Source organism: Plantactinospora sp. BB1 (assembly GCF_003030385.1).
Classification (GTDB): Bacteria; Actinomycetota; Actinomycetes; order Mycobacteriales; family Micromonosporaceae; genus Plantactinospora.
In genome coordinates this window covers 2098648-2123971 of record NZ_CP028159.1, presented here as the reverse complement: position 1 = coordinate 2123971, position 25324 = coordinate 2098648, and the positions used below count along the sequence as shown (strand labels likewise).

Below are 25324 nucleotides of genomic sequence, written 5' to 3'. Positions count from 1 at the left end.
TAAGGTCTCGAACCGATGGACGCGTTGCCGAGGCGGGGCCGGAGACTCCGGGTGGGCCTCACCCTGCTGGCCGGCGTGGTGCTGCTCGCCGGCACCCTCTGGGGCCAGGACGACCACTTCCCGTTCGGTCCGTTCCGGATGTACGCCGGCTCCAACCCGCCGGACGACCCCGCCCCGGACACCCGGATCGAGGGGGTCGACGCCACCGGCGCGGTGGTCGGGCTCGGCGAGCAGAACACCGGCATCCGCCGGGCCGAGATCGAGGGCCAGCAGAGCCGGTACGAGGCCGACCCGACCCTGCTGCGCCAGGTCGCCGACGCGTACGCCGATCGGCATCCCGGCGCACCACCGATCGTCGAGGTACGCATCGTGATCCGCTGGCACGGCATCACGGACGGCCGGCCGACCGGGAACACGATCGACGAGACGGTGGTCCGGTGGCAGGCGTCGTGAACACGTCGAGACGGATCGGCGCCGCCGTCTCCGGCTGGCTGACCGAACCGGTACCCCGGGCCCGGGTCGCCGCCTTCCGTACCCTGGTCTACCTCTTCGTCGCCGCGGACCTGCTGGTCTTCACGCCCTGGATCCGCGACAAGGCCAGCATCCCCGGCGAGCTGTACCAGCCGCTCTTCGTCGGCCGGCTGCTCCCGCTGCCGACCCCGACCCCGCTGCTGGTCAACCTCGTCTTCTGGGCGCTGCTGCTGCTCGCCCTCGCCGCCGCGACCGGACGGGCGCCCCGGGCACTCGGCTGGGCCGTCTTCGTGCTCTATTTCGAGTGGATGGTCATCGCGATGAGCTACGGGAAGGTGGACCACGACCGGTTCGCCTTCCTGGTGGCGCTGGCCGTGCTGCCGACCGTGGGCCGGGCCCGGCACGCCGACCGCACCATGAGCGAGGCCGCCGGCTGGGCACTCCGGGTCACCCAGATCGCCGTGGTCTGCACCTACTTCCTGGCCGCCTGGGCCAAGCTCCGGTTCGGCGGGCTGGAGTGGATGACCGGCTCGGTACTCGCCCGGGCCATCATCCGGCGCGGCACCGAGCTGGCCGACCTGATCGCCCAGGTGCCGTACCTGCTGATCGCGGCACAGTTCGGGATCATCGCGTTCGAGCTGCTCAGCCCGCTGGTCTTCGTGGTGTCACCGCGCTGGCGACAGGCCGTGGTGGCGTTCTTCTACTCGTTCCACCTGGTCACCATCGCCACCATCACCATCTCGTTCGCCCCGCACCTGGTGGCGATGACCAGCTTCCTGGCGCTGGAGCGGCTCCGCCCGGTCGAACGGCTGCGCCAGCTCGCCCGCCGAGGCGGTCAGGACGCCGAGGCGGTCCCGGCGGAGCCGCCCGCCGCGCGGTCGCCGGCCGTACCGTAGAGCCGGTCCCGGGTCGCCTGCGGCAGCGAGCAGGCCGCCGTACCGCCCGGCAGGCGGTGCCGGTTGCGGGCCACCCAGCGGTACGCCGGCCAGGCGAGCAGGCGCACCGGAGGCAGCCGCAGGCCGGCGCCGAGCAGCCGCCAGCCGGGGCGGCTCGCGCCGAGCAGCCGGGCGATCGCGTCCGGGCCGGCGGCGCGTACGCCGTCGGTGCCGACCCACCAGACCGCCTCCTCGCACTGGTCGACGGTCAGCCCGAGCGCGTCGAGGTCGGCGAACTGCCAGGGCACCACCTTGGCCCCGGTCGGAATCCGCCGGCCGATGAACTCGGCGCAGGTGGTGCAGAAGGCGCAGTCGCCGTCGTACACGAAGGTGGGCTGGTCCATGGGACCAGTCTCCCCCGCCGACGGCGGCGCCGGCTAATCCACGTGGGCGAGGTAACCCGACAGGGTGCGATCCAGGATCTCCTGGCCCGGCCGGGCCCAGACCTCGGCGTTGAAGACCTCGACCTCGATCGGCCCCCGATAGCCGGCGGCCTCCACCGCCTCCCGGAACCGGCGCAGTTCCACACAGCCGTCGCCGGGCAGGGCGCGACCGAGCAGCACCCCCTCGGGCAGCGGGGTCGCCCAGTCCGCGACCTGGAAGCAGGCGATCCGCTCCTCCCGGCCGGCCCGGTCGATCTGCGCCCAGACCTGGTCGTCCCACCAGATGTGGTAGGTGTCCACCACGACACCGACCGTCTCGGCCGGATGCGGCGCGGCCAGGTCCAGCGCCTGACCGAGGCTGGACACCACGCAGCGGTCCGAGCAGTACATCGGGTGCAGCGGCTCGATCGCCAGCCGTACCCCGGCGGCGCGGGCGTGCGGCACCAGCTCGCCGATCGCCTCGCCGACGTGTGCCCGGGCCGCGTCCACGTCCCGGCTGCCGTCCGGCAGGCCGCCGGAGACCAGCACCAGCACCGGCGCCCCGAGGGTGGCGGCCTCGTCGATCGCCCGGCGGTTCTCGTCGTACCAGTCGGGGGTCTGGAAGAAACCACCCCGGCACAGCGAGGTGACCGCGAGCCCGGAGTCGCGCATCAGCGTGGCGGTCTTCTCCAGCCCGTGCGCGAGGGTCTCCTCCCGCCAGAGCCCGACCTGGGTCACCCCGGTCGACAGGCAGCCGTCGACCAGCTCGGGAATCGGCCAGTACTTGGCGGTGGCCTGGTTGAACGAGAACCGTTCCCGCACGGTACTCATCGGGCGGGCTCGCCGTCGAGGTCCGGGATCTCGATCCGCCGGCCGTCCCGGGCGGAGGCGAGCCCCAGCTCGGCGAGCTGTACGCCCCGGGCGCCCGCCCAGAGGTCCCAGCCGTACGGTTCGTCGACGACCACGTGCCGGAGGAACAGCTCCCACTGCGCCTTGAAGCCGTTGTCGAACTCCTCGTTGTCCGGCACGACCTGCCACTGTGACCGGAAGTCCTCGGTCGCCGGCAGGTCCGGGTTCCACACCGGCTTCGGCGTGGTCGCCCGGTGCTGGATCCGGCAGTTGCGCAGCCCGGCCACCGCGCTGCCCTCGGTGCCGTCGACCTGGAACTCGACCAGCTCGTCCCGGTAGACCCGGACCGACCAGGAGGAGTTGATCTGGGCCACGATCCGGCCCGACTGCCCGGGCCGCTCGATCTCGAAGATGCCGTAGGCCGCGTCGTCGGCGGTGGCGTCGTAGCGCTCGCCGGCCTCGTCCCACCGGTGCGGGATGTGCGTGGTGACGTGCGCCGTCACCGCGGCTACCCGGCCGAAGATCTGCTCCAGCACGTAGTGCCAGTGGGGGAACATGTCGACCGTGATGCCGCCCCCGTCGGCGGCCCGGTAGTTCCAGGACGGCCGCTGCGCCGCCTGCCAGTCGCCCTCGAAGACCCAGTAGCCGAACTCGCCGCGTACCGAGAGGATGCGGCCGAAGAAGCCGCCCTTCACCAGCCGGTCGAGCTTGCGCAGGCCGGGCAGGAAGAGCTTGTCCTGCACCACGCCGTGCTTGATGCCGGCGGCGTCGGCCAGCCGGGCCAACTCGATCGCCCCGGCGAGGTCCTCGGCGGTCGGCTTCTCGGTGTAGATGTGCTTGCCGGCCTCGATCGCCAGCTTCAGCGCCTTCTCCCGCTGGGCGGTGACCTGGGAGTCGAAGTAGATCTGCACGTCCGGGCGGGCCAGCGCGGCGGGCAGGTCGGTGGTCCACTCGGTCAGCCCGTGCCGCTGGGCGATCTCCTGGAGCTTGGCCTCGCTGCGCCCGACCAGGATCGGTTCGGGCCAGAGCCGGCGGCCGTCGGGCAGCGCCAGTCCGCCCTGCTCCCGGATGGCGAGCAGTGATCGGACCAGGTGCTGCCGGTAGCCCATCCGGCCGGTCACGCCGTTGAGCACGATGCCGATCGTGGTGCGGCCCATGTACGTCGCCTCCTCAGGCTGGCTGATCCGCGGGTGCCACTCGTCGAGCGCGCGGGGGTACGTGTGGTGCGGTGGGGGTTCGTCCTGGCGCGCGATGGTCGCGGTGGAGCACGCCGTACGTCGGTAAGCGCTTTCCCGATTACGCTACCGACTCCGTTCCGATTCGGGCAAGAGCCTCCCGGCACCGGCGGTGATCTCCAGCCGCCGGGGTCACCGGCCCGCGACGGCCGTGAATGGCCGCGACGCCGCCGCGATATCCTCACCTGCAACCCGCCACCGGGCGGTCGGGGAGGGAACGGGTCGATGGCCACTCTGGCGGATGTCGCGCGGCGGGCCGGCGTGTCACCCGCCACCGCGTCGAGAATCATCAACGGCAGTCCGAAGCCGGTGACCGACGCGCTCCGCGAGCGGGTGCTCGCGGCGGTCGAGGAGTTGCAGTACGTCCCCAACGCGCACGCCCAGCAGCTCGCCCGCAACCACCGCAGCGCGGTCGGCGTGATCGTGCACGACGTCTCCGACCCGTACTTCGCGGAGATCACCCGAGGGCTGCAACGGGTCGCCACCGAGCACGGCCGGCTGGTCATCATCTGCAACACCTACCGGGACCCGGACAAGGAACTGGAGTACGTCGAGCTGCTCCGGGCCAACCAGGCCGCCGCGATCATCCTGGCCGGCTCGGGCTACCACGACGAGCAGTTCACCAACACGCTCGACGCCAAGCTGCGGGTCTACCAGTCCACCGGCGGGCACGTCGCGGTGATCGGCCGGCACGAGCACAGCGGGCATGCTGTCATCCCGGCCAACGAGGCCGGCGGGCACCTGATCGGCGCCGAACTCTACGGCCTCGGACACACCCGGATCGGCGTCGTCGCCGGGCCGCGACACCTCACCACCACCACCGACCGGCTCGCCGGGCTGCGCCGGGCCGCCCGGGAGCACGGCCAGAAGCTCACCACCCGGCAGATCGTCTACGCCGACTTCGACCGCTCGGGCGGCGCCACCGCCACCGCCACGCTGCTGGATACCCATCCCGAGGTCACCGCGATCGTCGCGCTGAACGACTCGATGGCGATCGGCGCCCTCGCGCTGCTGCGGTCCCGAGGCATCGACGTACCGGGCCAAATCAGCGTGGTGGGCTTCGACGACATGCCGATCGCCCGGGACGTGACGCCCGCGCTCACCACGATCCGGCTGCCCCTGGCCGACATGGGCGCCCGGGCGATGACCCTCGCGCTGCAACCGCCCGAGCCGCTGAACACCCCGCAGATCGAACACGTCGCCGCGGAACTGGTCCGCCGGGAGAGCAGTGCCCCGCCCCCCGACGGCCGGTAGCCGCAGGTCCCCGGTCAACTGACTCCGGCGGCGCCGGGGTCGTCGGCGCCGGGCGTGGCGAGTTGCGTCGGGCGTCGTACGTATGTTCGAATAATGGCCATGCGCTGGGAAAACCTGAGGTCGGCTCCCCCCGACAGCGGGCCCCCACCGGGGGCAGCGCCAGCGGCTCCACCCCTGCCGCTGGCGCTGCCCGGCGCGACCGTCCGCACCTTCGACACACCCGACTTCGCCGGCATGACCTTCTACGAGGTGCACGCCAAGTCGATCATCAACCGGGTGCCGGGCGCCTCCCGGGTGCCGTTCCAGTGGACGATCAACCCCTACCGGGGGTGCAGCCACGCCTGCGCCTACTGCCTGGCCGGCGACACCGCGATCCTGCTCGCCGACGGGCGCACCCGACCCCTTTCCGAGCTGCGGATCGGCGACCAGATCTACGGCACCGTCGCCCAGGGCAACCACCGGCGCTACGTCCGGACCGAGGTGCTGGCGCACTGGTCGACGGTGAAGCCGGCATACCGGATCGTGCTGGCCGACGGCACCGAGCTGACCGCCAGCGGCGACCACCGGTTCCTCACCCCGCGCGGCTGGAAGCACGTGGTCGGCGCACCGCCCGGCGAGCCGCCCCGGCCCTATCTGGCGATCACCGACAGCCTGGTCGGCACCGGTCGGGCCACGCCGGGCCCCGCCGACCTCCCGGCCGGCGGCCTCGACGGGACCATCCTCGGCGGCCGGGCGGTGCTGCGGATCCGCCGCATCGAGCCGCTCAACCAGGATCTCCAGCTCTACGACATCACCACCGGCACCGGCGACTTCGTCGCCAACGGCGTGGTCAGCCACAACTGCTTCGCCCGCGGCACCCACACCTATCTCGACCTGGACCCGGGGCGCGACTTCGACAGCAAGGTGGTGGTCAAGGTCAACGCGGGCGAGCTGGTCCGCCGCGAGCTGGCGGCACCGAGGTGGTCGGGCGAGCACGTCGCGATGGGCACCAACGTCGACTGCTACCAGCGGGCCGAGGGGCGCTACCGGCTGATGCCGCCGATCCTGACGGCGCTGCGCGACTTCGCCAACCCGTTCTCGATCCTGACCAAGGGCACCCTGATCCTGCGTGACCTGCCGCTGCTCCAGCAGGCGGCCACCGTCACCCGGGTCGGCATCTCGATGTCGGTCGGCTTCGTCGACGAGCGGATGTGGCGTGCCGTCGAGTCGGGCACACCCAGCCCGCGACGCCGGCTCGACGCGGTACGCCGGCTGACCGACGCCGGCTTTCCGGTCGGGGTGCTGATGGCCCCGATCCTGCCCGGGCTGACCGACAGCGACGAGTCCATCGAGGAGACGGTGGCGGCGATCGCGGCAGCGGGGGCGGTGAGTGTCACCCCGTTGCCGCTGCACCTGCGCCCCGGGGCCCGGGAGTGGTACGCGAGCTGGCTCGGCCGGGAGTTTCCGCAGCTGGTGCCGCGCTACCGGAGCCTCTACGGCCGGGGCTCCTACCTGCCACAGGCATACCAGCGCGAGCTGACCGCCCGGGTCCGGATGGCGGCCCGGCGCCACGGCCTGCACCGCTCCGAGCCGGGCGAGGCCCGCCAGGTGCCGGCACCCGCACCGACGCCCGCCGTCGAGCAGCTCACCCTGCTCTGACGGTGCCCATGGCGGGTTCGAGCCGAGCCGGCCGCACCGGAGCCGAGCTAGAGTCGCGGGGTGCGTAGCCCTCAGCAGATCCTGGCCGAGGCCGGAGTGATCGCCGTGGTCGGGGCGTCCCGCGACCCCGGCAAGCCGTCCCACAGCGTCCCGGCGCTGATGCAGCGGTACGGCTGGCGGATCATCCCGGTCAACCCGGTGGCGGACGAACTCTTCGGCGAGCGGGTCTACCGCTCGCTGGCCGAGATCCCGCACCCGGTCGACCTGGTCGACGTGTTCCGGCCGGCCGAGGACGCCGTGCAGGTGGTCCGCGAGGCGGTCGCGATCGGCGCCCCGGCGGTCTGGCTGCAACTCGGCATCGTCTCGGCCGAGGCCCGGCGGATCGCCGAGGAGGCCGGCATCGACTATGTCGAGGACCGCTGCCTGGCGGTGGAACGCGCCACCGGCGGGCTCTCCCGGCGCAGCTGACCGCCGCCGGAACTCCGCGCGTCTCCGCCACCGCAACTCCGCGCGTCTCCGCCGCCGGAACTCGGCGCGTCTCCACCACCGGAACTCCGCGCGTCTCCCGCCGCCGGAACTCGGGGCGTCTCCGCACCCACGGGTGCATCATTGCGGGCATTCGTCGCAAAGGCCGCCTCGACCGGTAGCGTTGCCGGGTGAGGAGGGGAACGCGATGAGCAACCCAGAGCCGGGTGAGCCGCAGGATCCGCACGGACGCCCGGCGCAGCCCCCGCCCGGCTTCGGTGACCGCCCCGACCAGCCCGGCCAGTACGGCTACCCGGGCCAACCCGAGCAGCCCGGCTACTACGGCCAGCCGGGCCAACCCGAGCAGCCCGGCCACTACGGCCAGCCGGGCCAACCGGGCTACTACGGCCAACCCGGCCAGCCCGGCCAGTACGGCTACCAGGAGCAGCCCGGCTACTACGGTCAGCCGGGGCAGCCCGGTACCAGGGGCGAGCCCGGCTACTACGGTCAGCCGGGCGGGCAGTCCGGGATCAACCTGCTGGCGATCCTCTCCCTGGTCTTCGCCTTCGTCTTCGCGCCGGCCGGCATCGTGCTCGGGCACCTGGCCCGGCGCCAGATCCGGCGCACCGGTGAACAGGGCGGCCAGTTGGCCACCTGGGGACTGATCCTCAGCTACGTCTTCACCGCGCTCTACCTGATCGCCTGCTGCGGCTGGCTCGCCCTGGTGGGCTGGGCCGGCTCCGAGGGCAACGGCGGCACGTACTGAGCCGTCGGGCGAGGTGTCCCGGCGGCACGGTGCACCGCCGGACGCCCGAGGCGGTGCCGAGGGGCTACCCGGCTACCGGTACTCCGCCTCCCGCACGCTGTTGCCGCCGTCCACCACCAGCATCTGGCCGGTGATGTAGGAGGCGGCCGGCGAGCAGAGGAAGGCGATCGCGGCGGCGACCTCGTCCGGGGTGCCGGGGCGGCCGACCGGGGTACCGAGCCCCTGCTTCAGTTCGGCCATGGTGGACGCCGCCGTGTAGATCGTCCCCGGCGCCACCGCGTTGACGGTCACCCCGTCGGCGATCATCTCCATCGCCAGTGCCCGGGTCAGCCCGACGACGCCGGCCTTCGCGGCCGCGTACGCCGCCTCGGTGGGCAGCGCGTTGACCGGGCCGGCGGTGGCGGCGAGGTTGACGATCCGACCCCAGCCCCGCTCGGCCATGCCGCCGCTGAACGCCCGGCTGCACAGGAACGCCGTACTCAGGTTGCGTTCGATCTCCCGGTGCCACTCGTCGTAGCTCAACTGGGCGACCGGCCGGAGCACCTCCGGACTGGCCCGGCTCGCCAGCCCGGCGTTGTTGACCAGCACCTCGACCTCGCCGAGCTGCTCGACGATGGCGTCCGCCAGCGCGCCGACCTCGGCCTCGTCGGTCAGGTCGGCGACGAAGCCCGTCGCGCCCAGCTCGCTGGCCCGATCGTGGATGCGGCGGGTGGTCGAGACTATCGCCACCCGGGCACCGAGCGCGCAGAGCCGGCGGGCCGTCGCGTACCCGATTCCGTCCGGACTGCCGGCGCCGGTGACCAACGCCACCCGCCCGTCCAGGCGCATCGTCACCGGTTCGGTGTCGCCGGCCGGTGCCACCGGCCGGCCCGGGTCGATGCTCTGCGAGACGGTGCCCTGCGAGCCGGTACGGGGCCGGCGGGCCAGCGCGGGGCGCGTGGCGTCCCGACGAGGCCGATTACCGGATCTGTCCCCGGCGCGCGCGTCGAATACCATGCCCGCGATCCTGCCCGGTCGAGTCGATACGGGCAACGCCGCACCGCCGTGGCAGCGCCGACCGGGCGCCGGTCGGCGCCGACCCGGCCCGTTCGGCCGATCCCCGCCGGCCCGTCGGCGGCGACGGGCCGGGCGGATACGGGGACACCGATCTGGCGTACGCCGACTACCCTGGCGACGCATCCGAACGGACGAAGTGAGAGACCTCGAATGACCGACCCCCAGCAGAGCGGCTACTCCAGCGATCCGTCCTGGCAGGCGCAACCACCGGCCCAACCCGGGGGCTACCAGGATCCGGGTGGCTACCAGCCGATGTACCAGGACCCTACGGCGCAGGCAGCCGCCCCCGCCCAGCCCTACCAGCCGGGATACCCGGCCGATCCCGGCTATCCGCCCCAGGCGTACCCGGCCGGCACGGATCCGATCAGCGGCCAGCCGGTGATGGCTCCGGGCTATCCACCGGCCGGCTATCCGGTCGTCACCCCGGGTCCGTCGACCAACGGCCTGTCGATCGCCGCGATGGTGGTCGCCATCGTGGGCGCGCTCGGGCTCTGCGGTTACGGGCTGGGCGGCTACCTCGGTGCCGTCGGAGCGATCATGGGCCACGTCGCCAGCAAGCAGATCCGCGAGCGCGGCGAGGGCGGCGCGGGATTCGCCAAGGCCGGCATCATCGTCGGCTGGATCTCCACCGCCATCGCGGTCCTCGCCACCATCGCCATCGTGATCTTCTTCGTCTGGTTGGCCAACCAACCGTCGTCGTACGACACCGGCTACTGAGCATCCGGACCAGCAGGAGGGCGCCGTGAACCCAGGCAGCACCGGTAACCCGTCCGAGCCCACCAGCGACCCGGGTGTCGTCACGCAGCCCGCCCTCGACGCCGGGCAGTACCCGGGCCAGGCCGGCGCCGCACCGCCGCCGGGCTGGGCACCGGGCTACCCCGGCTACCCGTACGTGGTGCGCCGGCCGACGAACGGGATGGCGATCGCGGCGCTGGTCACCGGGATCGTCGCCCTGTTCAGCTGCCAACTGGTCGGCGGGGTCGCGATCTATCTGGCGAAGAAGGCGCGTACCGAGATCCAGGCGAGCGGCGAGGAGGGCAGCGGCTTCGCCACCGCCGGCCTGGTGCTCGGCTGGGTCTCCCTCGGGCTGGTCGCCCTGGGCCTGCTCTTCTTCCTCGCCTACCTGGGCTTCATGGGGGTGCTCTTCGCCACCACGGCGAGCACCTCGGGCTGAACCCGCCCGTCGGACCGCCGGCCCCGCCCCACGATTCGAGTGGAGGCGGGGTCAGCCGGTCCGGTACGTCCCACCCGCACCCGGCCCGGCATTCGGCGAATGCGGCCCGGTTTCCGCCGAGTCCGGCCCGGTCTCCGTCGAGTGCGGCCCGGCATTCGGCATGTGCGGCTCGGTTTCCGGCAGCGGGCCCGCCTCCGGTGGCGCGGGTAGCGGCTCCGGCTGGGCGGCGGTGCCGGACCGCCGGGCGGTACGCGACTCGCCGTGCAGCACGACGGCGACGCCGGCCAGCAGCAGGGCCAGCCCGGGCAGGGCGGCCGTCCGGGGTACCTGGCCGAGCCAGGCCCAGGCGAGCAGTGCGGCGCCGGGCGCTTCGAGCAGGAAGAGGACGCTGATCGTCGTCGCCGAGATGCGGCGCAGCGCGTAGTTGAACATCGAGTGGCCGAGCAGTTGGGCCCCGACCACCAGCCCGAGTACGGCGAGCCAGGTGTGCAGGTCGTACCCGCCGAGCCGTACGCCGCCGGCCAGGCAGACCACCAGCAGCGCCGCCGCGCAGACTCCGTAGCAGATGGTGGTGTAGCCGACGGTGCTGACGGTGCTCCGGACCCGTTCGCCGAGCGCGGTGTAGACCGCCGCCGCCATGCCACCGGCGACCGCGAGCAGATCACCGGCGACAGCCCGGCCGGAGACCCCGAAGTCGGCGCCGACCGCCCAGATCGCGCCGACCACCGCCAACCCGATGCCGACCCAGGCGAGTACGGAGAGCCGTCGGCCCTGGCCGAGCGCGATCAGCCCCTGCCAGACCGGCTGGGTGACCACCAGTGCGGTGGCGGTGGCCACCGAGGTCAGTTGGGCGCTCGGCATCCAGGTGCCGAAGTGCACCGCGAGGGCGAGACCGGCGAGTACGCAGTAGCCGGCGTCCCGGCGACCGGCGCGCTCGGCCAGCGCCCGGAACTCGGCGCGTCGCCGGAACAGCGCGACCGGTCCGAGCACCCCGACGGCGAGGAAGTTGCGCCAGAAGGCGATCGCCAGCGCGGGTGCGGCGGCGAAGGCGATCAGCGGTGCCGACGAGGAGACCGCCGCGATGGCGACCGCGACCGCGCCGATGCTCAGCGGGTCGATCGAGGTCCGGGCCGGTGGTACGACGACAGGCACGGAAAAATCCTCACATGTCACTGCGGGCCACCATCAGGTCGACAACTCGTTACCATCGTCCGATCGCACCTGGCTCCATCCGGTTCCGGAGGCCTGCTCCCCCATGCCCACACACCGGTTCCCCTCGCCGCTTGCCCACTCCCAAGCCCTCGACGACCAGCCAGCCCGCCCCGCCGACCCCCACCGCCCGCCGCACGACGACCCCGATCCACCGGCGGACGATCCCGAGCCACCGCACGACGATCCCGAGCCGCCGCACGACGATCCCGAGCCGTCACCCCGGATCGCAGGGCAGTCGCGCCCGGTTCCGGAGTGGTCGGGGCGGGGCGGGCAGGGGTCGCCCGCGTACCGGGCGGTGATCTTCGACTTCTTCGGCACCCTCACCTGTGGCAGCGGGCGGGGCCAGCAGCACGCCGTGGTCGCCGCCCTGCTCGGCTGTGCCGTGGAGGCGCTGTTCGAGGTGCTCGACCGGTCCTTCCACCTGCGCGCCACCGGGGCACTCGGCGACGCCACGGACACCATGCGGTGGATCTGCGAACAGGCCGGCGCCCGACCCTCCGCCGCCGACCTGCGGGCCGCCGTCGAGGCCCGGGTCGAGGCGGTACGCGCCGACACCCGGCTCCGTCCCGAGGCGGTGACGGTGCTGCGCGCCGTACGGCGTCGTGGGGCCCGTACCGCCCTGATCAGCGACTGTACCCACGAACTTCCCGCCTTCTGGCCGCAACTGCCGGTGGCACCCCTGCTCGACGCGCGGGTCTTCTCGGTGCAGGTGGGCCGCTGCAAGCCCGATCCGGCGATCTATCTCGCCGCCTGCCAACGGCTCGGCGTCGCACCCGGCGACTGCCTCTATGTCGGCGACGGCGGCAGTCAGGAACTCACCGGCGCCGCCCGGGCCGGGATGACCCCGGTGCGGCTGGCCGCCGCCGACCTCGACGGTCACCTGGTCTTCAACCGGGACCGGGGCTGGAGCGGCCCGGCACTCGCCTCGCTGAGCGAGGTTCCCGGGCTGCTCGACGTACCCCGAAACCGGCCCGGGTCGGAGCCGGCGGGTTCCGTGCCGGTCCCGGGTGGGGCAGGATGCGGGGTGTGACGGACGAAGCGGAGGTCCCGGTCTCGCCCCTGGTCACCGAGGCGGTGAAGAAGGCCGCGGTGGCCTGGGTTTCGGTCGGCCACCGGCCAGCGGTCGCACTGTGGTGCGTCCCACTCGACGGCGCGCTGTTCGTGGTGAGCGGCCCCGGCGAGCAGTCCGCGCCGGGGCTCGCCGAGACGGACACTGCCGCCGTCACCCTGCGCGGCGACCACGGCGGGCAGATCGTCACCTGGCCGGCCGAGGTGACCCGGGTCGCACCGGACGGCGAGGAGTGGGCGAGCCTGGCCCCGCAGGTCGCGGCCAAGCGGCTCAACGCCTCCGGCAGCCCGGTGGATCTCGCCGAGCGCTGGCGGGCCGAGTGTGTGCTCAGCCGGCTGGCCCCGGCGGGGGCGCCGCTGGCCGCCGGGCAGACCCTGCCGGACGACTCGCTCGCCGCACCGCCGCGCGAGACCACCGCGGTCCGGCCGACCCGCCGGCCGTTCCGGTTGCACCGGGTCCGGCGCCGCTGACCGGGTCGGCCGTTCCGGAGCATCGGGCACGTCGCCGGTCAGTCGCTCGCCGAGCTTGCCGAGTTCGGCGAGGTCCGCCACGGCCCGCCCCCGCCGGAGAGGGCGTCGCCGGGCGGAATCGGGCATCACCGGGCGGCTCGACGGCACAGAAAACGCCGCGCGCCTCAAGGGGCTAGGCGCGCGGCGAACTTCAACGATCGTCGCACCCCGACGGGTACGGCGTCTACCGTCAAATCGCCAATTTCCCCACCCATGGCTGAACGCCCGACTTGCCGCCACGCCGTGCGGATTCCCCCTCGGCTGTTCGAGTGCCGCTGTGCTGCCGTCCGTCCTGGCACGGCCGGCCGGGCGGGCCGGTCGGCGACGTAGCATTGCGAGCATGTCTGCTCCCGCCGTTCCCGGCCAGGAGGCCGTCGCCTCCGGCACCGACTCCGCAGTCCGGCCCACGAACGCCGTCGAGGAGGCGGTGCAGGCCGCGCTGGCCACCGTCGACGACCCGGAGATCCGCCGGCCGATCACCGAACTCGGCATGGTGCGCTCCGCCGTGGTCGCCGCCGACGGCACGGTACGGGTGGAGCTGCTGCTCACCGTTGCCGGCTGCCCGCTGCGGGACAAGCTGCGTACCGACATCACCGCAGCGGTCGGCGCGGTGCCCGGCGTGACCGGAGTCACCATCGACTTCGGCGTGATGAGCCCGGAGCAGCGGCAGGCCCTCCAGGCCCGGCTACGTGGCGGCGGGCAGAGCCAGGAGCCGGTGATCCCGTTCGCCCAGCCCGGCTCCCGGACCCGGGTCTACGCCGTGGCCAGCGGCAAGGGCGGGGTCGGCAAGTCGAGTGTCACGGTCAACCTGGCCGCCGCGCTCGCCGCCCGGGGACTCTCGGTGGGCGTCGTCGACGCGGACATCTACGGCCACTCGGTGCCCCGGATGCTCGGGGTCGACGGCCGGCCGACCCGGGTCGAGGACATGATCATGCCGCCGCAGGCGCACGGGGTGAAGGTGATCTCGATCGGCATGTTCACCGACGGCAACGCGGCGGTGGTCTGGCGAGGCCCGATGCTGCACCGCGCCCTCCAGCAGTTCCTCGCCGACGTCTACTGGGGCGACCTCGACGTCCTGCTGCTGGACCTGCCGCCGGGCACCGGCGACGTCGCCATCTCGCTGGCCCAACTGCTGCCGAACGCGGAGATCCTGGTGGTGACCACGCCGCAGACCGCCGCCGCCGAGGTGGCCGAGCGGGCCGGCGGGATCGCCCTGCAGACCCACCAGCGGCTGGTCGGTGTGGTGGAGAACATGTCGTGGCTGGACCTGCCGGACGGCTCCCGGATGGAGGTCTTCGGCTCGGGCGGTGGCGCGATGGTCGCCGAGTCGCTGACCAGGGTGATCGGCGCTCAGGTGCCGCTGCTGGGTCAGATCCCGCTGGACACCCGGGTACGCGAGGCCGGCGACGCGGGTGACCCCGTCGTACTCGCCGAGCCCGAGGCGCCGGCGGCCAAGGCGCTGGCCGCGGTCGCGGACCGGCTCGCCGTCCGCCGCGAGTCGCTGCTCGGCAAGCCCCTCGGGCTACGCCCCGCCGGCCGCTGACGCAGCCCCGCACCGGCGGCCGCTGACCCGGCGCCGCCCGCCGAGGGAGGCCGGCCGGCCCCCGATCAGGCGGGGGTCAGGTCAGGTGGGGCTCAGGTCGGGGGTGGGGCTCCGGTTCAGCGATCAGGTGGCGTCGACGTCGAAGGCGCGGCGCTGGACCGGTGTCACGTCGCTGCCGCCGGCCGGCGTCGGGGCGGTCGCGCCGTTCGTCGAGCGGCCGGACGAGCGGAAGTCCGCCGAGGCAGCCACGTCGTCGACCTCGCGGCGTACGTCGGTCAGGTCGGAGCGGAGCTTCTCGAACGTCCCCTCCAGCGGCTTCCGGATCGCCTGCTCGTCTTCCTCGCTCAGCAGGTGCTTGCGGATGAACGCCTTCGGGTGCAGGTCCTCCAGCTGGATGTCGGTGCCCAGCTCCCGGCTGAGGTCGCCGGTGGCGTTGCGGGCCATGTTGCGCAGGTTGCGCAGCATCCGGAGGCCGTCGCTGATCACGTTGGGCAGCCGGTCGCCGAAGATCAGCAGCGCGACCAGCAGCAGCGCACCGATCTCCCACCAGTTCAGGTTCTCGAACACGCCTGCCTCCTCATCCCCGCCCACGGCAAGAGTACGCACGTCATGGTGGCCGGTGGGAGGGGGAGCGGACCGCTACTTGCCGGCCCGCCGCCACCGTCGCGCCCCCACCCGGCCGGTACGGTCCCGCGTTCAGGACCGGGTCGTCTCCGGGTCAGACCGACGTCACTTCGCGTCGGCGGCCAGGGTCACCGAGGCGGCCTGCCGCTCCGAGCCGCGCCGGTACTCGACGCTCACCACCGAGCCGGGGGCGTACTTGCGGACCAGCGCGATCAGGTCGCTCGGGTCCTCCAGCGGCTTGCCGTCGAGCTTGAGTACCACGTCTCCGGCGCGCAGCCCGGCGGCGGCGGCCGGTCCGGTCGGCTCGACGAAGGAGACCCGGACCCCGCCCGACCCGCCGGAGCGGGTGCCGCCGACCGTCGCGCCGATCACGGTCCGGCGCGCCTTGCCGGTGTCGATGATCTCCTGGGCCAGCCGCTTGGCCTGGTTGATCGGGATCGCGAAGGCCAGGCCGACGTTGCCGGCGGTCTCCTCGTCGGCGGCCGGCGTCTGGATCACCGAGTTCACCCCGATCACCCGCCCGCCGCCGTCGACCAGCGGCCCGCCGGAGTTGCCGCGGTTCACCGCGGCGTCGGTCTGGATGGCGGCGTAGTAGCGCACCTGGCCGCCCGTCTCACCCTGCCGGAACGTCCGGTCCAGCGCGCTGACGATGCCGGCGGTGACGGTGTTCGCCAGCGACAGCGGCGTACCGAAGGCGAGCACCGGGTCGCCGACCGCCACGGCGTCGGAGTCGCCGAACTCCACCGGTGTGAGACCGGTCCGGGACACCTTGATCACCGCGATGTCCGCCTCGGGATCCTTCCCCACCACCTCGGCCGGTGCGGTCGAGCCGTCGTTGAAGACCACCGTCGCGGTGTCGGCGCCGACCCCGACCACGTGATCGTTGGTGATCACGTAACCGTCCTGGGTGGCGACGAATCCGGAGCCGAGGCCGATCCCGCCGTTGCCGCTGACCCGTACGGTGACGACGCTGGGCAGCAGCCGTTCCGCGACACCGGCCAGCGAGTCCGGCGGGCGTCGGGCGGTGGCGGGCGGTTCCGCGGCGGTCGAGCCGAGCGTGGTCGTACCGGTGGCACCGCCGCGCACCGCGAAGGCGTACCCGAGCGAACCGCCGAGCGCACCGGCCAGCAGCGCGGTGATCAGCGAGACCAGGAAGACCGGGGCGAGCCCGCGCCGGCCGGCGGCGTTCGGGTCGGTCACCGGCTCGGGGTCGGCGCCCGCGCCTGAGACCGGCCCCGCCTGCACCACCACGGCCGCCGGGGTGGCCGGATTCCGCCAAGGGTCGTGCAACGCGTCGGACCACCACGGGGACGATCCCGGGTCGCCGGCCGACCCGGAGACCGCCGGCGTGCCAACCGCCGGGGGCGTCGGCGGCGGGGAGTTCCCCGGCGTCGCCGTCCCATCGGGCTGGCGCCAGTTCCAGCCGTCCGTCACGTTCGCTGCCTCCCAGTCCGTCCCTGAAGCCGGGCGCCGCGCGGGCCGGGGCGACCGGTTCCGGCCGCGGCGTCCGGGTTCCGCATCCAGGATCGCACGGATGGCCGAATACCGGTCATCGGTTGGTCGGAGGCCGGCTGACCGTCCGAGGTAGGCGCCTGCCGATCACGTACCGCCACCCTTAGGCTCATACCCGCGACCCCACCCCGGTCCGCCCGCACCGCCGCCCGTTCCACCGCCGCCGTTCCACCGTCGCCCCGCGAACCCGCCGTCCGCAAGCTCCGCCCGCCGGAAATCCCGCACCCTCCAAGACGCACCGCCGACCCAGTTCCATCCCTCAGCCGAGTCCCTCGCCGCCCGGAGGTGCCCCATCGCCACGGTCGCCCGGTCAGTCAGTACGACGACCGCCCAAGCACTCCAGTTCGCCGAAGCGTACGTCGCGGAGGACCTGGTCCTGCGTACCGCCCGCAGCCTCGCCAGGGAGGTCGGCCTCGACGCCGTCACGCCGGGGACCGGTGCCACGCTCCGGCTGCTGGCGGCGGCCGGCAGTGCCCGGGCCGTCGTGGAGATCGGCACCGGTACCGGAGTCAGCGGGCTCTGGCTGCTCCGCGGCATGCGCCCCGACGGGATCCTCACCACGATCGACGTGGAGACGGAGCACCAGCGGATCGCCCGGCGGATCTTCCAGGAGGCGGGCTTCGCCTCGGGGCGTACCCGGATCATCACCGGCCGGGCGCTGGACGTGCTGCCCCGGCTCGCCGACGGCGTCTACGACCTGATCTTCGTCGACTCGGAGGTCGCCGAATACAGCGCCTGCGTCGAGGCCGCGCTGCGGCTGCTCCGCCCCGGCGGGGTACTCGCGCTGCACGGCGCGCTGGCCGCCGGCCGGATCGGCGACCCCGCCGCCCGGGACGTGGAGACGGTGACCGTCCGGGAGGTGGCCAAGGCGGTTCGGGAGTCGGAGGAGTGGACCCCGGCGCTGCTGCCCACCGGCGAGGGGCTGCTCGTCGCGGTCAAGCGCTGACCGGCACCGGTCCGGTATCCGCCGGTGTGCACCCGGTCGGACCGCCGCGCACCGGTTACGGGCAGGTCGCCAGCCAGCGCAGCAGGGTGCGTACGCCCCAGCCGGTGGCGCCCTTGACCAGCTCGCCGTCGTTGCCGTCGGACCAGGCCGGCGCCGACATGTCCATGTGCACCCAGCGGTCCCGCAGGTCACCGGTGAACTCGCGGAGGTAGAGCGCGGCGAGCACCGAGCCGGCGCCCTGGGTCGGTGCGCTGTAGAGGTCGGCGATGTCGCTGCCGAGGTATTCGGCGTAGTCGGCCGGCAGTGGCATCCGCCAGGCCCGCTCGCCGGCCGCCTCGGCGGCCGACCGCACCGCCTCGGCCAGCTCGTCGGTGTGGCTGTAGAGGGCGGCGGTCCGCTTGCCGAGCGCGACCGCGTTCGCCCCGGTCAGGGTGGCGAGGTCGACCAGCAGGTCCGGCGCGAGCCGCGCCACGGCGTAGCCGAGCGCGTCGGCCAGCACCAGCCGGCCCTCGGCGTCGGTGTTGGTGCTCTCGCTGGTCATCCCGTTGTAGTGCCGCACGATGTCGCCCGGCCGGTACGCCGAGCCGCTGACCATGTTCTCGGCGAGCGGGGCGAGCGCGGTGATTCGGACCGGCAGCCCGAGCGCGGCGGCACCGATGGTGGCGGCGAGCACCGCCGCGGCACCGCCCATGTCCTTGCGCATCAGCTTCATGCCGTCCCGGGGCTTGATCGAGATGCCGCCGGTGTCGAAGGTGATCCCCTTGCCGACGAGTACCACGTGCCGGTCCGCGCCCTCGGGCCGCCAGCTCAGCTCGACCAGTCGGGGAGGCTGCGCCGATCCGCCGCCGACGGCGAGGATGCCGCCGAACCCCTCGGCGGCGAGCCGGTCCGGTTCCCAAACCTCGACGGTCAGCCCGTCCCGGCCGGCGGCGGCCTCGACGACCCGGTCGGCGAACCAGGCCGGGCTCTTCACCGAGGAGGGGGTGTTGGTCAGGTCCCGGGCGAACCGGGTGGCTTCGGCGACCACCCGGGCGGTCTCCAGGGCCGCCCGGTACGGCTCGGGGTCGGCGACCGCGAGCAGCACCTCGGTCAGCGTGGGCGGGTCGCCGGCGGCCCCGTTGGCGTCGGGCATCCGGAACCGGTACGACGCCAGCCAGATCCCCTCGGCGAGCCCGCGTACCGCCTCCGGGGTGACATCGACCGGGATCGCTATAGTGATCGAACTCTCACGCGTGGTCGCCCGGGCCACCGCCGCGCCGGCGGAGCGCCAGCCGGCCTCGTCCCCGGCACCCACGCCAACCAGCAGCAGCCGGGTGGGCCCGCCCTGCGGCCGGATCGACCGGTGCAGCGCGCCCGCACCGCCGGGCTGGTCGAGGTGGGGCAGCAGCGCGGTCGCCTCGGCGGTCAGCTCGGCGGGGAGGGCGGGGAGGGTGGGCAGCAGTGTGCCGCTGGGCCCGTCGGCGGGCTGATCCGGCGCCTCCTGGGGCGCGACCGGCAGGGTCAGGGTTTCGCACCCGGTCGGGTCGACTACCAGACGGATCGACAGCACGCCGACGTTACCTCCAGACGATCATGGATGGGCGGGAAGTAGGCGACCCGCCCGACATCACGACCCTGGGCCACCGGCATGTCGCCGGTGGCCCAGGGTGAGAAACCCCGCCGGACGGGACGAGCCGCCCGGCGGAGTCGGCGTTCACTTAGCCGGCGGCGGCCTTCAGCGCGTCACCGAGCGCGTTGGCCTCGTCGGGAGTCATCTCGACGACGAGCCGGCCACCACCCTCCAGCGGAACCCGCATGACGATGCCCCGGCCCTCCTTGGTGACTTCCAGCGGACCGTCGCCCGTCCGCGGCTTCATCGCCGCCATGTTGTCTCCCCTCAGACCTTCATCAGGGTCGGTGGGTTACCCCACATCCATTTGGTCAGCATCACCGCCCAAGGCCGCGGTGCCGACCAACGATTTTCCCTGATGAACACCGCCGGACCCAAACCGAACCGGCGTTGATGTAACAGCATCTAGCTTATCTTGAGAAGGGGTGTCACAATGTGCGGTCATGCAGGCACGGTCGGCACTCTTCGACCTGTATGGCGACTACCTCCGCTCGCGGGGTGGGCGCGCACCGGTGTCCGCGCTGGTCAAACTACTATCCCCACTCGGCATCGCCGCACCCGCGGTCCGGACCGCCGTCTCCCGGATGGTTCGGCAGGGCTGGCTGCACCCGCTCCGACTGGCGGCCGGACCGGGCTATCTGCTCACCCCGCGAGCGGCCCGACGACTCGACGAGGCGGCCGCCCGGATCTACCGGACCGGCAAGATCGGATGGGACGGCCGTTTCGACCTGATCGTGCTTGAATCCGGTACGAACCGGCGGGACCGGCAACGCCTCGCCGCCAACCTGAGCTACCTGGGCTACGGCATGCTCGACGAGCAGACCTGGGTCGCCACCCGGCCGGGCGAGGACGTGGACGGCCTGCTCACCGAGGCCGGGGTGCGCTACGAGCGGTTCACCGCCGCACACGCCGCCGGTACGCCCGGGGCGATGGGGGTGGTCCGGCGGGCCTGGGACCTCGACGAGATCGCCAACGCGTACCAGGAGTTCGTCGCCGCGCAGCGGCCCCTGCTCGCCGCGGTGACCGTACGCAGCTGCGACGAGGACGCGTACGCCGCCCGGTTCCGGCTGGTGCACGCATGGCGTACCTTCCTCTTCCGGGACCCGCAGCTGCCTCCCGCGCTACTGCCGGAACGCTGGCCGGGGACCAGTGCGGCGGCCTTCTTCGACCGGCACGCCGCGCGGCTGCGCCCGGCCGCCGACCGTTTCGTCGAGCAGTGCCTCGACGGTTCCCACCGGATTCCCCGACAGAAGGGTCAACACCTGTGACCGAGCCGTTGCTCATCGACCGCTCCGACTCCGTGGTCACGCTGACCCTGAACCGGCCGACCGCGATGAACGCCCTGGACGTGGCGCTGAAGGAGGCGCTGCGGGACACCCTCGCCGAGCTGGAGCACGACCGCTCCTGCCGGGCAGTGGTGCTCACCGGTGCCGGTTCGGCCTTCTGTGCCGGCCAGGACCTGCGGGAACACGCCGCCACGCTGGCCGACGGCAGCACCGACCCGCTCGGCACCGTCCGGACCCACTACAACCCGATCGCCGCCCGGCTGGCCAGCCTGCCCAAGCCGGTCGTCGCGGCGGTACGCGGCATGGCGGCCGGCGCCGGAGCCTCCCTCGCCTTCCTCGCCGACTTCCGGATCGGCGGCCCCGGCACCAGCTTCCTGATGGCCTTCGCCAAGGTCGGCCTGGCCGGTGACACCGGTGCCTCCTGGTCGCTGCCCCGGCTCGTCGGGCACGCCAAGGCGATCGAGCTGCTGATGCTCGCCGAGCCGGTACCGGCCGACGAGGCGTACCGGCTGGGGCTGCTGAACCGGCTGGTCGACGACGAGCAGGTGCTGGAGACCGCGCGGGAACTGGCCGCCCGGCTGGCCGCCGGACCGACGGTGGCGTACGGGGCGATCAAGCGGCAGCTCTCGGTCGGTGACGCCGGCACCCTCTCCGAGGCGCTGGCCGCCGAGGCACAGGCCCAGGCGATCTGCGGCGCCACCGCCGACCACCGGGCGGCCACCGCCGCCTTCGTGCAGAAGCGCCGGCCGACCTTCGACGGCCGCTGACCGGCCCGGCACAGCTCGGCAGGCCGACGCAGACCCGGCTCGATCGCCGGCCTTACCGGGCTCGTACACGACCGGCCTAGGGTCGGCCGCATGGTCGATCGGGACGCCGTCGTACATCTGCTGCGCCGCGCCACCTTCGGGCCGACAGCCGCCGAGGTGGAGGCGGCCGGTCGCGTGGGGCTGGCGGCCACGCTGGACCGGTTGCTCGCCCCGGTCGGCGCCGACCCCGGGGCGGCGGCCACCCCGCCACCCGACCTCGGTGCCGACCCGTACGCCGGGATCACCAAGGAGTCCAGCCGGGAGCAGCGGCAGCAGGCCCAGAAGAAGCGGGCCGAGCAGGTGCGGGTACTGCTCGACTGGTGGCTGGACCGGATGGTCGCCGCCGAGCACCAGCTCACCGAGAAGCTGGTCTTCTTCTGGCACGGGCACTGGGCGACCAGCGTACGCAAGGTCAAATCCGCCCAGCTCATGCTCGGGCAGCTCGACACCTTCCGGCGGTACGGGCGGGGACCGTTCGAGGCGCTGGTCCGGGCGATGGTGCGGGACCCGGCCCTGATCCTCTGGCTGGACGGGCAGAAGAACACCCGTACCGCCCCGAACGAGAACCTGGCCCGGGAGCTGATGGAGCTGTTCACCCTCGGCATCGGGCACTACACCGAGGCGGACGTCAAGGCCGGGGCGCGGGCGCTGACCGGTTGGCAGGTCGACCGCCGTACCGGCGAGGCGAGGTTCGTCCGGCGCCGGCACGATCCGGCCGGGAAGACGATCCTGGGCCGGACGGAGGCGTTCGACGCCGACTCGTACGCCCGGCTGCTGGCCGCCCGCCCCGAGGCCGGCGCCTTCGTCGCGGCCCGGCTCTGGGCCCGGTTCGCCGGCACCGACCTGCCGCTGCCGGCGGCGCTGGCCGGGACGACCGGAACCACCACCGACGTGCTCCGGGCGCTCTTCGCCGCGCCGGAGTTCGGGCAGGCCCGGGGCGGGCTGGTGAAGCAGCCGGTGGAGTGGGCGGTCGGGGCGATGCGCCAGCTCGGGATCCGGCCCGGCAAGCTCTCCGACCAGCAGCGCCGGGAGCTGTCCAACCGGCTGGCCGGGATGGACCAGGTGCCGCTGCGACCGCCGAGCGTCGGCGGCTGGCCGGCCGGGTCCGCCTGGCTGACCACCTCGTCGTTGCAGTCCCGGATGCGCCTGGCCGCGCTGCTGGCCGGGGCGGCGGCCCCCGAGGTGACCCGGCGGCTCGCCGGTACGCCCTCGAACGAGCGGCCGGAGGCGCTGGCCCGGCTGCTGGTGGTGGACCGGTGGACGCCACGCAGCCGGGCCGCCCTGGCCCCGCTGGCCGAGGACCCGGGCCGGCTGCTGGTCGCCGGGCTGGTCAGCCCCGAGTACACCGTCAGTTGACGAGGAGGAGAGAAAGCGGATGGACATCCTCACCCGACGCAGGTTCCTGCTCGCCAGTGGCGTGGCCGGGGCGGGCGCGCTCGCGGCCGGCGCGGGCGCGTACGGCCTGTCGGAGCTGTTCGACACGGCCGGTGACCGGGACCCGCAGGCTCGTACCCTGGTGCTGGTCACCCTCTACGGCGGCAACGACGGCCTGAACACGGTCGTCCCGTACGCCGACCCGGCCTATCAGGACGCCCGCCCCGATCTGGCGTACTCGGCCGAGGAGGTGAAGCGGCTGGACGACAGTGTGGGGCTGAACCCGGCGCTGGTCGGGCTGCACCGGCTGTACGGCGACGGCCGCCTCGCGATCGTGCGCGGTGTCGGATATCCGACACCCGACCGGAGTCACTTCCGCTCGATGGACATCTGGCAGACCGCCCGCCCCGACCGGCCGGAGCAGACCGGCTGGCTGGGCCGCTGGCTGGACGGGGCGGGCGGCGACCCCCGGCTCGCGGTCTCGTTCGAGCCCACCCTGCCACCGCTGCTCGCCGGTGCCCGCAGCGCGGGTGCCGCCGTACCGGTCACCGAGCGGAAGGCCCGGCGCCCGGTCGGCGACCCGACGCTGGCCAAGCTGGCGGTGGCCGAGCCCGGCGAGCCGGCCGGGCAGGCCCGGGCCGCCGCCTGCTTCGCCGACCTGCGCGCCGTCGACGCGATGATCACCGAGGTACGTGACGCGGCCACGGCGGAGGAGGCCGACGACGGCGGGAACGACGACCGGCCGGCGGCGACCGCCACCGGCGGGGCGCGCAGTGCGCTCGCCACCCAGCTCGACCTGGTGGCGCAGTGCGTCGAGGCCGGGGTGTCGAGCCGGGTCTTCTCGGTCTCGCTGGGCGGCTTCGACACCCACGCCGACGAGAAACAGCTCCAGGCGGTACTGCTCGGCCAGGTCGACAAGGCGCTGACCGCGTTCGTCGACCGGATGGCCGGCACCGAGGCCGGCCGCAAGGTGGTGGTGGCGGTCTACTCGGAGTTCGGCCGGCGGGTCCGGGCCAACGCTTCGGACGGCACCGACCACGGCACCGCGTCCGACGTCTTCCTGCTCGGCGCCGGGGTGCGCGGCGGCCTGCACGGCGAACCGCCGGACCTGACCCGGCTCGACGACGGCGACCTGCGGTTCAGCACCGACTTCCGGGACGTCTACGCCAGCCTGCTGGAACGGGTCCTCGACACCGAGCCGGAGCAGGTGCTGGCCGGCTGGCGGGGCCGGCTCACCGGGGTGCTCACCTGACGGCGGCCGGCGACCCGGGTCCGACGGCGGCCGGCGACCCGGCTCCGACGGCGGCCGGCGACCCGGGTCCGACAGCGGCGTGCCGGCTCGACGGGGGCGACGGCCACGGCCCGTCCCCAGGGCCGCTCCGGCGGTCTCAGTCCTCGTCCTCTTCCGGGTCCTGGTTGGCCTCGACGCCGAGCACGAACGCCTGCATCGCCAGCTCGTCGTCCGACGGCGCGACGAACGCCGGCAGCTCGCGCGGGCCCAGCTCCTGGACGTACGCCCAGAACAGCCGGACCGCCTCGGCCGGTGACCCCGCCTCGATCGGCAGGTCGAGGCTGACCAGGTAGTTCCGGCGCTCCGGCGCCGGGCCGACCCGCCCGGCCAGCTCCTGGAAGACCGCCGGGTCGACCGGAGTCACCGGGCCGTCGAGGGAGAGCCGGTCGGCCGGCACCGGCGCGTCGAAGACCTGCCGGGTGTACGTCACCGCGAGCGCCGCGCTCTCGCCCGGTCCGGACTGCGGATCGTCGGGGTCCCGCTCCCCGACACCGCCGACGGCGGTCACCCGGCCGAGTGCGACCACCAGTGGCGGCTGTTCGTCGCGCACCACCAGCACCGGGTCGCCGGGGCCGGGTCGGGGCCCACCGTTGAGCCCGGTCAGCTCCAGGGTGTCGTGGTGGAAGAGCCGCTCGGCCTCGTAGCGCTCGCCGGGGATGACCACTGCCCACGTCCCGGCCGAACCCGCTGCACTCATGCCGCTATCCCATCACGGCGGCGGCCGGCGGCTTCACGTGGCAGCCGTCGAGGTGGTCGTCGACCATGCCGGTCGCCTGCATCAGCGCGTACGCCGTGGTGGGGCCGACGAACCGGAAACCGCGCTTCCGGAGCGCCTTGGCCATCGCGGTCGACTCGGGGGTGATCGCCGGCACCTCGGCGAACGACCGGGGTCGGCCCGTCCGGGCGGCCGGGGCGAACGACCAGAGCAGGGCCGCCAGCCCGTCCGGCAGGTCGAGCGCGGCCCGCGCGTTGGCGATCGCCGCGTCGATCTTGGCCCGGTTCCGGACGATCCCGGCGTCGGCCATCAACCGGGCCACCTCCGCGTCGCCGTAGCCGGCCACGGTCGCCAGGTGGAACCCGTCGAAGGCGCGCCGGAACGCCGGCCGCTTCCGCAGGATGGTCAACCAGGAGAGCCCGGACTGGAACGCCTCCAGCGTCAACCGCTCGTAGAGCGCGTCGTCGCCGTGCAGCGGCCGGCCCCACTCCTCGTCGTGGTAGACGGCATAGTCGGGGGTGCCCGCGCCCCAGCCGCAACGGGCCAGTCCGTCGGCGCCAATCACCAGATCAGTCACGGCGTCAACGGTAGGCCAACCGCCCGACAACCTGCCGCTGAGCGGG

27 protein-coding genes are annotated in these 25324 nt (G+C 73.6%); 16 read left to right on the top strand and 11 right to left on the bottom strand.

The window, feature by feature from the left end:
• The first annotated feature begins 51 nt into the window (after positions 1 to 51).
• Positions 52 to 453, top strand: coding sequence for a hypothetical protein (locus C6W10_RS09135; RefSeq protein WP_369938112.1), 402 nt, complete (start codon positions 52 to 54; stop codon positions 451 to 453).
• Positions 438 to 1367, top strand: a complete 930-nt coding sequence (locus tag C6W10_RS09130) for an MFS transporter permease (protein ID WP_234361673.1) — start codon at positions 438 to 440, stop codon at positions 1365 to 1367. Before C6W10_RS09135 ends, C6W10_RS09130 begins: the two co-directional genes overlap by 16 nt.
• On the opposite strand, the gene C6W10_RS09125 is transcribed toward C6W10_RS09130, so the two are convergent.
• From C6W10_RS09125 to C6W10_RS09115, 3 genes are read right to left on the bottom strand one after another with little or no spacing between them, the layout of a single operon-like run.
• Positions 1307 to 1750 carry a thiol-disulfide oxidoreductase DCC family protein gene (locus tag C6W10_RS09125; protein ID WP_107257698.1) on the bottom strand — a complete coding sequence of 148 codons (444 nt, stop codon included), beginning with the start codon at positions 1748 to 1750 and terminating at the stop codon, positions 1307 to 1309. The two genes, C6W10_RS09130 and C6W10_RS09125, sit on opposite strands and share 61 nt — an antisense overlap.
• A gap of 33 nt (positions 1751 to 1783) precedes the next feature.
• Complete coding sequence (locus tag C6W10_RS09120; protein WP_107257697.1) at positions 1784 to 2599, bottom strand: sugar phosphate isomerase/epimerase; 816 nt, start codon at positions 2597 to 2599, stop codon at positions 1784 to 1786.
• Positions 2596 to 3774: a Gfo/Idh/MocA family protein gene (locus C6W10_RS09115; protein ID WP_107257696.1), complete on the bottom strand. Its 1179-nt coding sequence runs from the start codon at positions 3772 to 3774 to the stop codon at positions 2596 to 2598. Before C6W10_RS09115 ends, C6W10_RS09120 begins: the two co-directional genes overlap by 4 nt.
• A gap of 303 nt (positions 3775 to 4077) precedes the next feature.
• On the opposite strand from C6W10_RS09115, the gene C6W10_RS09110 reads away from it, so the two are divergent.
• The 4 genes from C6W10_RS09110 to C6W10_RS09095 all read left to right on the top strand — a co-directional run bounded on the left by C6W10_RS09110 (position 4078) and on the right by C6W10_RS09095 (position 7975).
• Complete coding sequence (locus C6W10_RS09110; protein WP_107257695.1) at positions 4078 to 5106, top strand: LacI family DNA-binding transcriptional regulator; 1029 nt, start codon at positions 4078 to 4080, stop codon at positions 5104 to 5106.
• A 93-nt stretch (positions 5107 to 5199) separates the two neighbouring features.
• Positions 5200 to 6744, top strand: a complete 1545-nt coding sequence (locus C6W10_RS09105) for an Rv2578c family radical SAM protein (protein ID WP_369938108.1) — start codon at positions 5200 to 5202, stop codon at positions 6742 to 6744.
• A gap of 60 nt (positions 6745 to 6804) precedes the next feature.
• Positions 6805 to 7212, top strand: coding sequence for a CoA-binding protein (locus C6W10_RS09100; protein WP_107257694.1), 408 nt, complete (start codon positions 6805 to 6807; stop codon positions 7210 to 7212).
• Positions 7213 to 7417: 205 nt separating this feature from the next.
• Positions 7418 to 7975, top strand: coding sequence for a DUF4190 domain-containing protein (locus C6W10_RS09095; RefSeq protein ID WP_107257693.1), 558 nt, complete (start codon positions 7418 to 7420; stop codon positions 7973 to 7975).
• A gap of 72 nt (positions 7976 to 8047) precedes the next feature.
• On the opposite strand, the gene C6W10_RS09090 is transcribed toward C6W10_RS09095, so the two are convergent.
• On the bottom strand, positions 8048 to 8902 hold the full coding sequence (locus tag C6W10_RS09090) for an SDR family NAD(P)-dependent oxidoreductase (protein ID WP_369931422.1): 855 nt from the start codon (positions 8900 to 8902) through the stop codon (positions 8048 to 8050).
• Positions 8903 to 9181: 279 nt separating this feature from the next.
• Between C6W10_RS09090 and C6W10_RS09085 the strand changes: the two genes are divergently transcribed.
• Both C6W10_RS09085 and C6W10_RS09080 read left to right on the top strand, forming a co-directional pair.
• On the top strand, positions 9182 to 9748 hold the full coding sequence (locus tag C6W10_RS09085; RefSeq protein ID WP_107257691.1) for a DUF4190 domain-containing protein: 567 nt from the start codon (positions 9182 to 9184) through the stop codon (positions 9746 to 9748).
• Positions 9749 to 9773: 25 nt separating this feature from the next.
• Positions 9774 to 10205, top strand: coding sequence for a DUF4190 domain-containing protein (locus C6W10_RS09080; RefSeq protein WP_107257690.1), 432 nt, complete (start codon positions 9774 to 9776; stop codon positions 10203 to 10205).
• A gap of 51 nt (positions 10206 to 10256) precedes the next feature.
• Here C6W10_RS09080 and C6W10_RS09075 read toward each other — a convergent pair whose 3' ends face one another.
• Entirely contained in the window at positions 10257 to 11357 is a 1101-nt protein-coding gene (locus C6W10_RS09075) for a DMT family transporter (protein ID WP_107257689.1), read from the bottom strand.
• A 103-nt stretch (positions 11358 to 11460) separates the two neighbouring features.
• Here C6W10_RS09075 and C6W10_RS09070 point away from each other — a divergent pair, with 103 nt between their 5' ends.
• From C6W10_RS09070 to C6W10_RS09060, 3 genes are all read left to right on the top strand, one after another.
• On the top strand, positions 11461 to 12447 hold the full coding sequence (locus tag C6W10_RS09070; protein WP_199853898.1) for an HAD-IA family hydrolase: 987 nt from the start codon (positions 11461 to 11463) through the stop codon (positions 12445 to 12447).
• Complete coding sequence (locus C6W10_RS09065) at positions 12435 to 12956, top strand: hypothetical protein (RefSeq protein ID WP_107257687.1); 522 nt, start codon at positions 12435 to 12437, stop codon at positions 12954 to 12956. The genes C6W10_RS09070 and C6W10_RS09065 overlap by 13 nt, the downstream gene beginning before the upstream one ends.
• A gap of 379 nt (positions 12957 to 13335) precedes the next feature.
• On the top strand, positions 13336 to 14538 hold the full coding sequence (locus C6W10_RS09060) for an Mrp/NBP35 family ATP-binding protein (protein WP_107257686.1): 1203 nt from the start codon (positions 13336 to 13338) through the stop codon (positions 14536 to 14538).
• A 123-nt stretch (positions 14539 to 14661) separates the two neighbouring features.
• Here the strand turns inward: C6W10_RS09060 and C6W10_RS09055 are convergent, their stop codons facing one another.
• The gene (locus C6W10_RS09055) at positions 14662 to 15105 is read right to left on the bottom strand and encodes a preprotein translocase subunit TatB (RefSeq protein ID WP_107257685.1); all 444 of its coding nucleotides are present in this window, start codon (positions 15103 to 15105) and stop codon (positions 14662 to 14664) included.
• Positions 15106 to 15267: 162 nt separating this feature from the next.
• Positions 15268 to 16596 carry a S1C family serine protease gene (locus C6W10_RS09050; protein WP_107257684.1) on the bottom strand — a complete coding sequence of 443 codons (1329 nt, stop codon included), beginning with the start codon at positions 16594 to 16596 and terminating at the stop codon, positions 15268 to 15270.
• Positions 16597 to 17044: 448 nt separating this feature from the next.
• On the opposite strand from C6W10_RS09050, the gene C6W10_RS09045 reads away from it, so the two are divergent.
• A complete protein-coding gene (locus C6W10_RS09045; RefSeq protein ID WP_101371792.1) occupies positions 17045 to 17620 on the top strand; it encodes an O-methyltransferase in 576 nt (191 codons plus the stop codon).
• Between the two features lie 55 nt (positions 17621 to 17675).
• On the opposite strand, the gene C6W10_RS09040 is transcribed toward C6W10_RS09045, so the two are convergent.
• Positions 17676 to 19169 carry a leucyl aminopeptidase gene (locus C6W10_RS09040; protein WP_107257683.1) on the bottom strand — a complete coding sequence of 498 codons (1494 nt, stop codon included), beginning with the start codon at positions 19167 to 19169 and terminating at the stop codon, positions 17676 to 17678.
• 148 nt (positions 19170 to 19317) lie between these two features.
• Positions 19318 to 19485 carry a DUF3117 domain-containing protein gene (locus C6W10_RS09035; RefSeq protein WP_007455245.1) on the bottom strand — a complete coding sequence of 56 codons (168 nt, stop codon included), beginning with the start codon at positions 19483 to 19485 and terminating at the stop codon, positions 19318 to 19320.
• 187 nt (positions 19486 to 19672) lie between these two features.
• Between C6W10_RS09035 and C6W10_RS09030 the strand changes: the two genes are divergently transcribed.
• From C6W10_RS09030 to C6W10_RS09015, 4 genes are all read left to right on the top strand, one after another.
• A complete protein-coding gene (locus tag C6W10_RS09030) occupies positions 19673 to 20497 on the top strand; it encodes a PaaX family transcriptional regulator C-terminal domain-containing protein (RefSeq protein WP_107257682.1) in 825 nt (274 codons plus the stop codon).
• The gene (locus tag C6W10_RS09025; RefSeq protein WP_107257681.1) at positions 20494 to 21282 is read left to right on the top strand and encodes an enoyl-CoA hydratase-related protein; all 789 of its coding nucleotides are present in this window, start codon (positions 20494 to 20496) and stop codon (positions 21280 to 21282) included. The genes C6W10_RS09030 and C6W10_RS09025 overlap by 4 nt, the downstream gene beginning before the upstream one ends.
• A gap of 90 nt (positions 21283 to 21372) precedes the next feature.
• Positions 21373 to 22677: a DUF1800 family protein gene (locus C6W10_RS09020; RefSeq protein ID WP_107257680.1), complete on the top strand. Its 1305-nt coding sequence runs from the start codon at positions 21373 to 21375 to the stop codon at positions 22675 to 22677.
• A gap of 19 nt (positions 22678 to 22696) precedes the next feature.
• Positions 22697 to 23947, top strand: coding sequence for a DUF1501 domain-containing protein (locus C6W10_RS09015; RefSeq protein WP_107257679.1), 1251 nt, complete (start codon positions 22697 to 22699; stop codon positions 23945 to 23947).
• A gap of 136 nt (positions 23948 to 24083) precedes the next feature.
• Here C6W10_RS09015 and C6W10_RS09010 read toward each other — a convergent pair whose 3' ends face one another.
• Positions 24084 to 24683 (bottom strand): hypothetical protein, encoded by a 600-nt coding sequence (locus C6W10_RS09010; RefSeq protein ID WP_107257678.1) that lies wholly within the window; start codon positions 24681 to 24683, stop codon positions 24084 to 24086.
• A gap of 4 nt (positions 24684 to 24687) precedes the next feature.
• The gene (locus tag C6W10_RS09005; RefSeq protein WP_107257677.1) at positions 24688 to 25278 is read right to left on the bottom strand and encodes a DNA-3-methyladenine glycosylase I; all 591 of its coding nucleotides are present in this window, start codon (positions 25276 to 25278) and stop codon (positions 24688 to 24690) included.
• Between the last annotated feature and the right edge of the window lie 46 nt (positions 25279 to 25324).

Coding starts and splice junctions, on each gene's coding strand:
- C6W10_RS09110 (WP_107257695.1), top strand. CDS start 4,078: ATGGCCACTCTGGCGGATGTCGCGCGGCGGGCCGGCGTGTCACCCGCC.
- C6W10_RS09115 (WP_107257696.1), bottom strand. CDS start 3,774: ATGGGCCGCACCACGATCGGCATCGTGCTCAACGGCGTGACCGGCCGG.
- C6W10_RS09065 (WP_107257687.1), top strand. CDS start 12,435: ATGCGGGGTGTGACGGACGAAGCGGAGGTCCCGGTCTCGCCCCTGGTC.
- C6W10_RS09125 (WP_107257698.1), bottom strand. CDS start 1,750: ATGGACCAGCCCACCTTCGTGTACGACGGCGACTGCGCCTTCTGCACC.
- C6W10_RS09120 (WP_107257697.1), bottom strand. CDS start 2,599: ATGAGTACCGTGCGGGAACGGTTCTCGTTCAACCAGGCCACCGCCAAG.
- C6W10_RS09070 (WP_199853898.1), top strand. CDS start 11,461: ATGCCCACACACCGGTTCCCCTCGCCGCTTGCCCACTCCCAAGCCCTC.
- C6W10_RS09085 (WP_107257691.1), top strand. CDS start 9,182: ATGACCGACCCCCAGCAGAGCGGCTACTCCAGCGATCCGTCCTGGCAG.
- C6W10_RS09060 (WP_107257686.1), top strand. CDS start 13,336: ATGTCTGCTCCCGCCGTTCCCGGCCAGGAGGCCGTCGCCTCCGGCACC.
- C6W10_RS09030 (WP_107257682.1), top strand. CDS start 19,673: ATGCAGGCACGGTCGGCACTCTTCGACCTGTATGGCGACTACCTCCGC.
- C6W10_RS09015 (WP_107257679.1), top strand. CDS start 22,697: ATGGACATCCTCACCCGACGCAGGTTCCTGCTCGCCAGTGGCGTGGCC.
- C6W10_RS09095 (WP_107257693.1), top strand. CDS start 7,418: ATGAGCAACCCAGAGCCGGGTGAGCCGCAGGATCCGCACGGACGCCCG.
- C6W10_RS09010 (WP_107257678.1), bottom strand. CDS start 24,683: ATGAGTGCAGCGGGTTCGGCCGGGACGTGGGCAGTGGTCATCCCCGGC.
- C6W10_RS09035 (WP_007455245.1), bottom strand. CDS start 19,485: ATGGCGGCGATGAAGCCGCGGACGGGCGACGGTCCGCTGGAAGTCACC.
- C6W10_RS09105 (WP_369938108.1), top strand. CDS start 5,200: ATGGCCATGCGCTGGGAAAACCTGAGGTCGGCTCCCCCCGACAGCGGG.
- C6W10_RS09020 (WP_107257680.1), top strand. CDS start 21,373: ATGGTCGATCGGGACGCCGTCGTACATCTGCTGCGCCGCGCCACCTTC.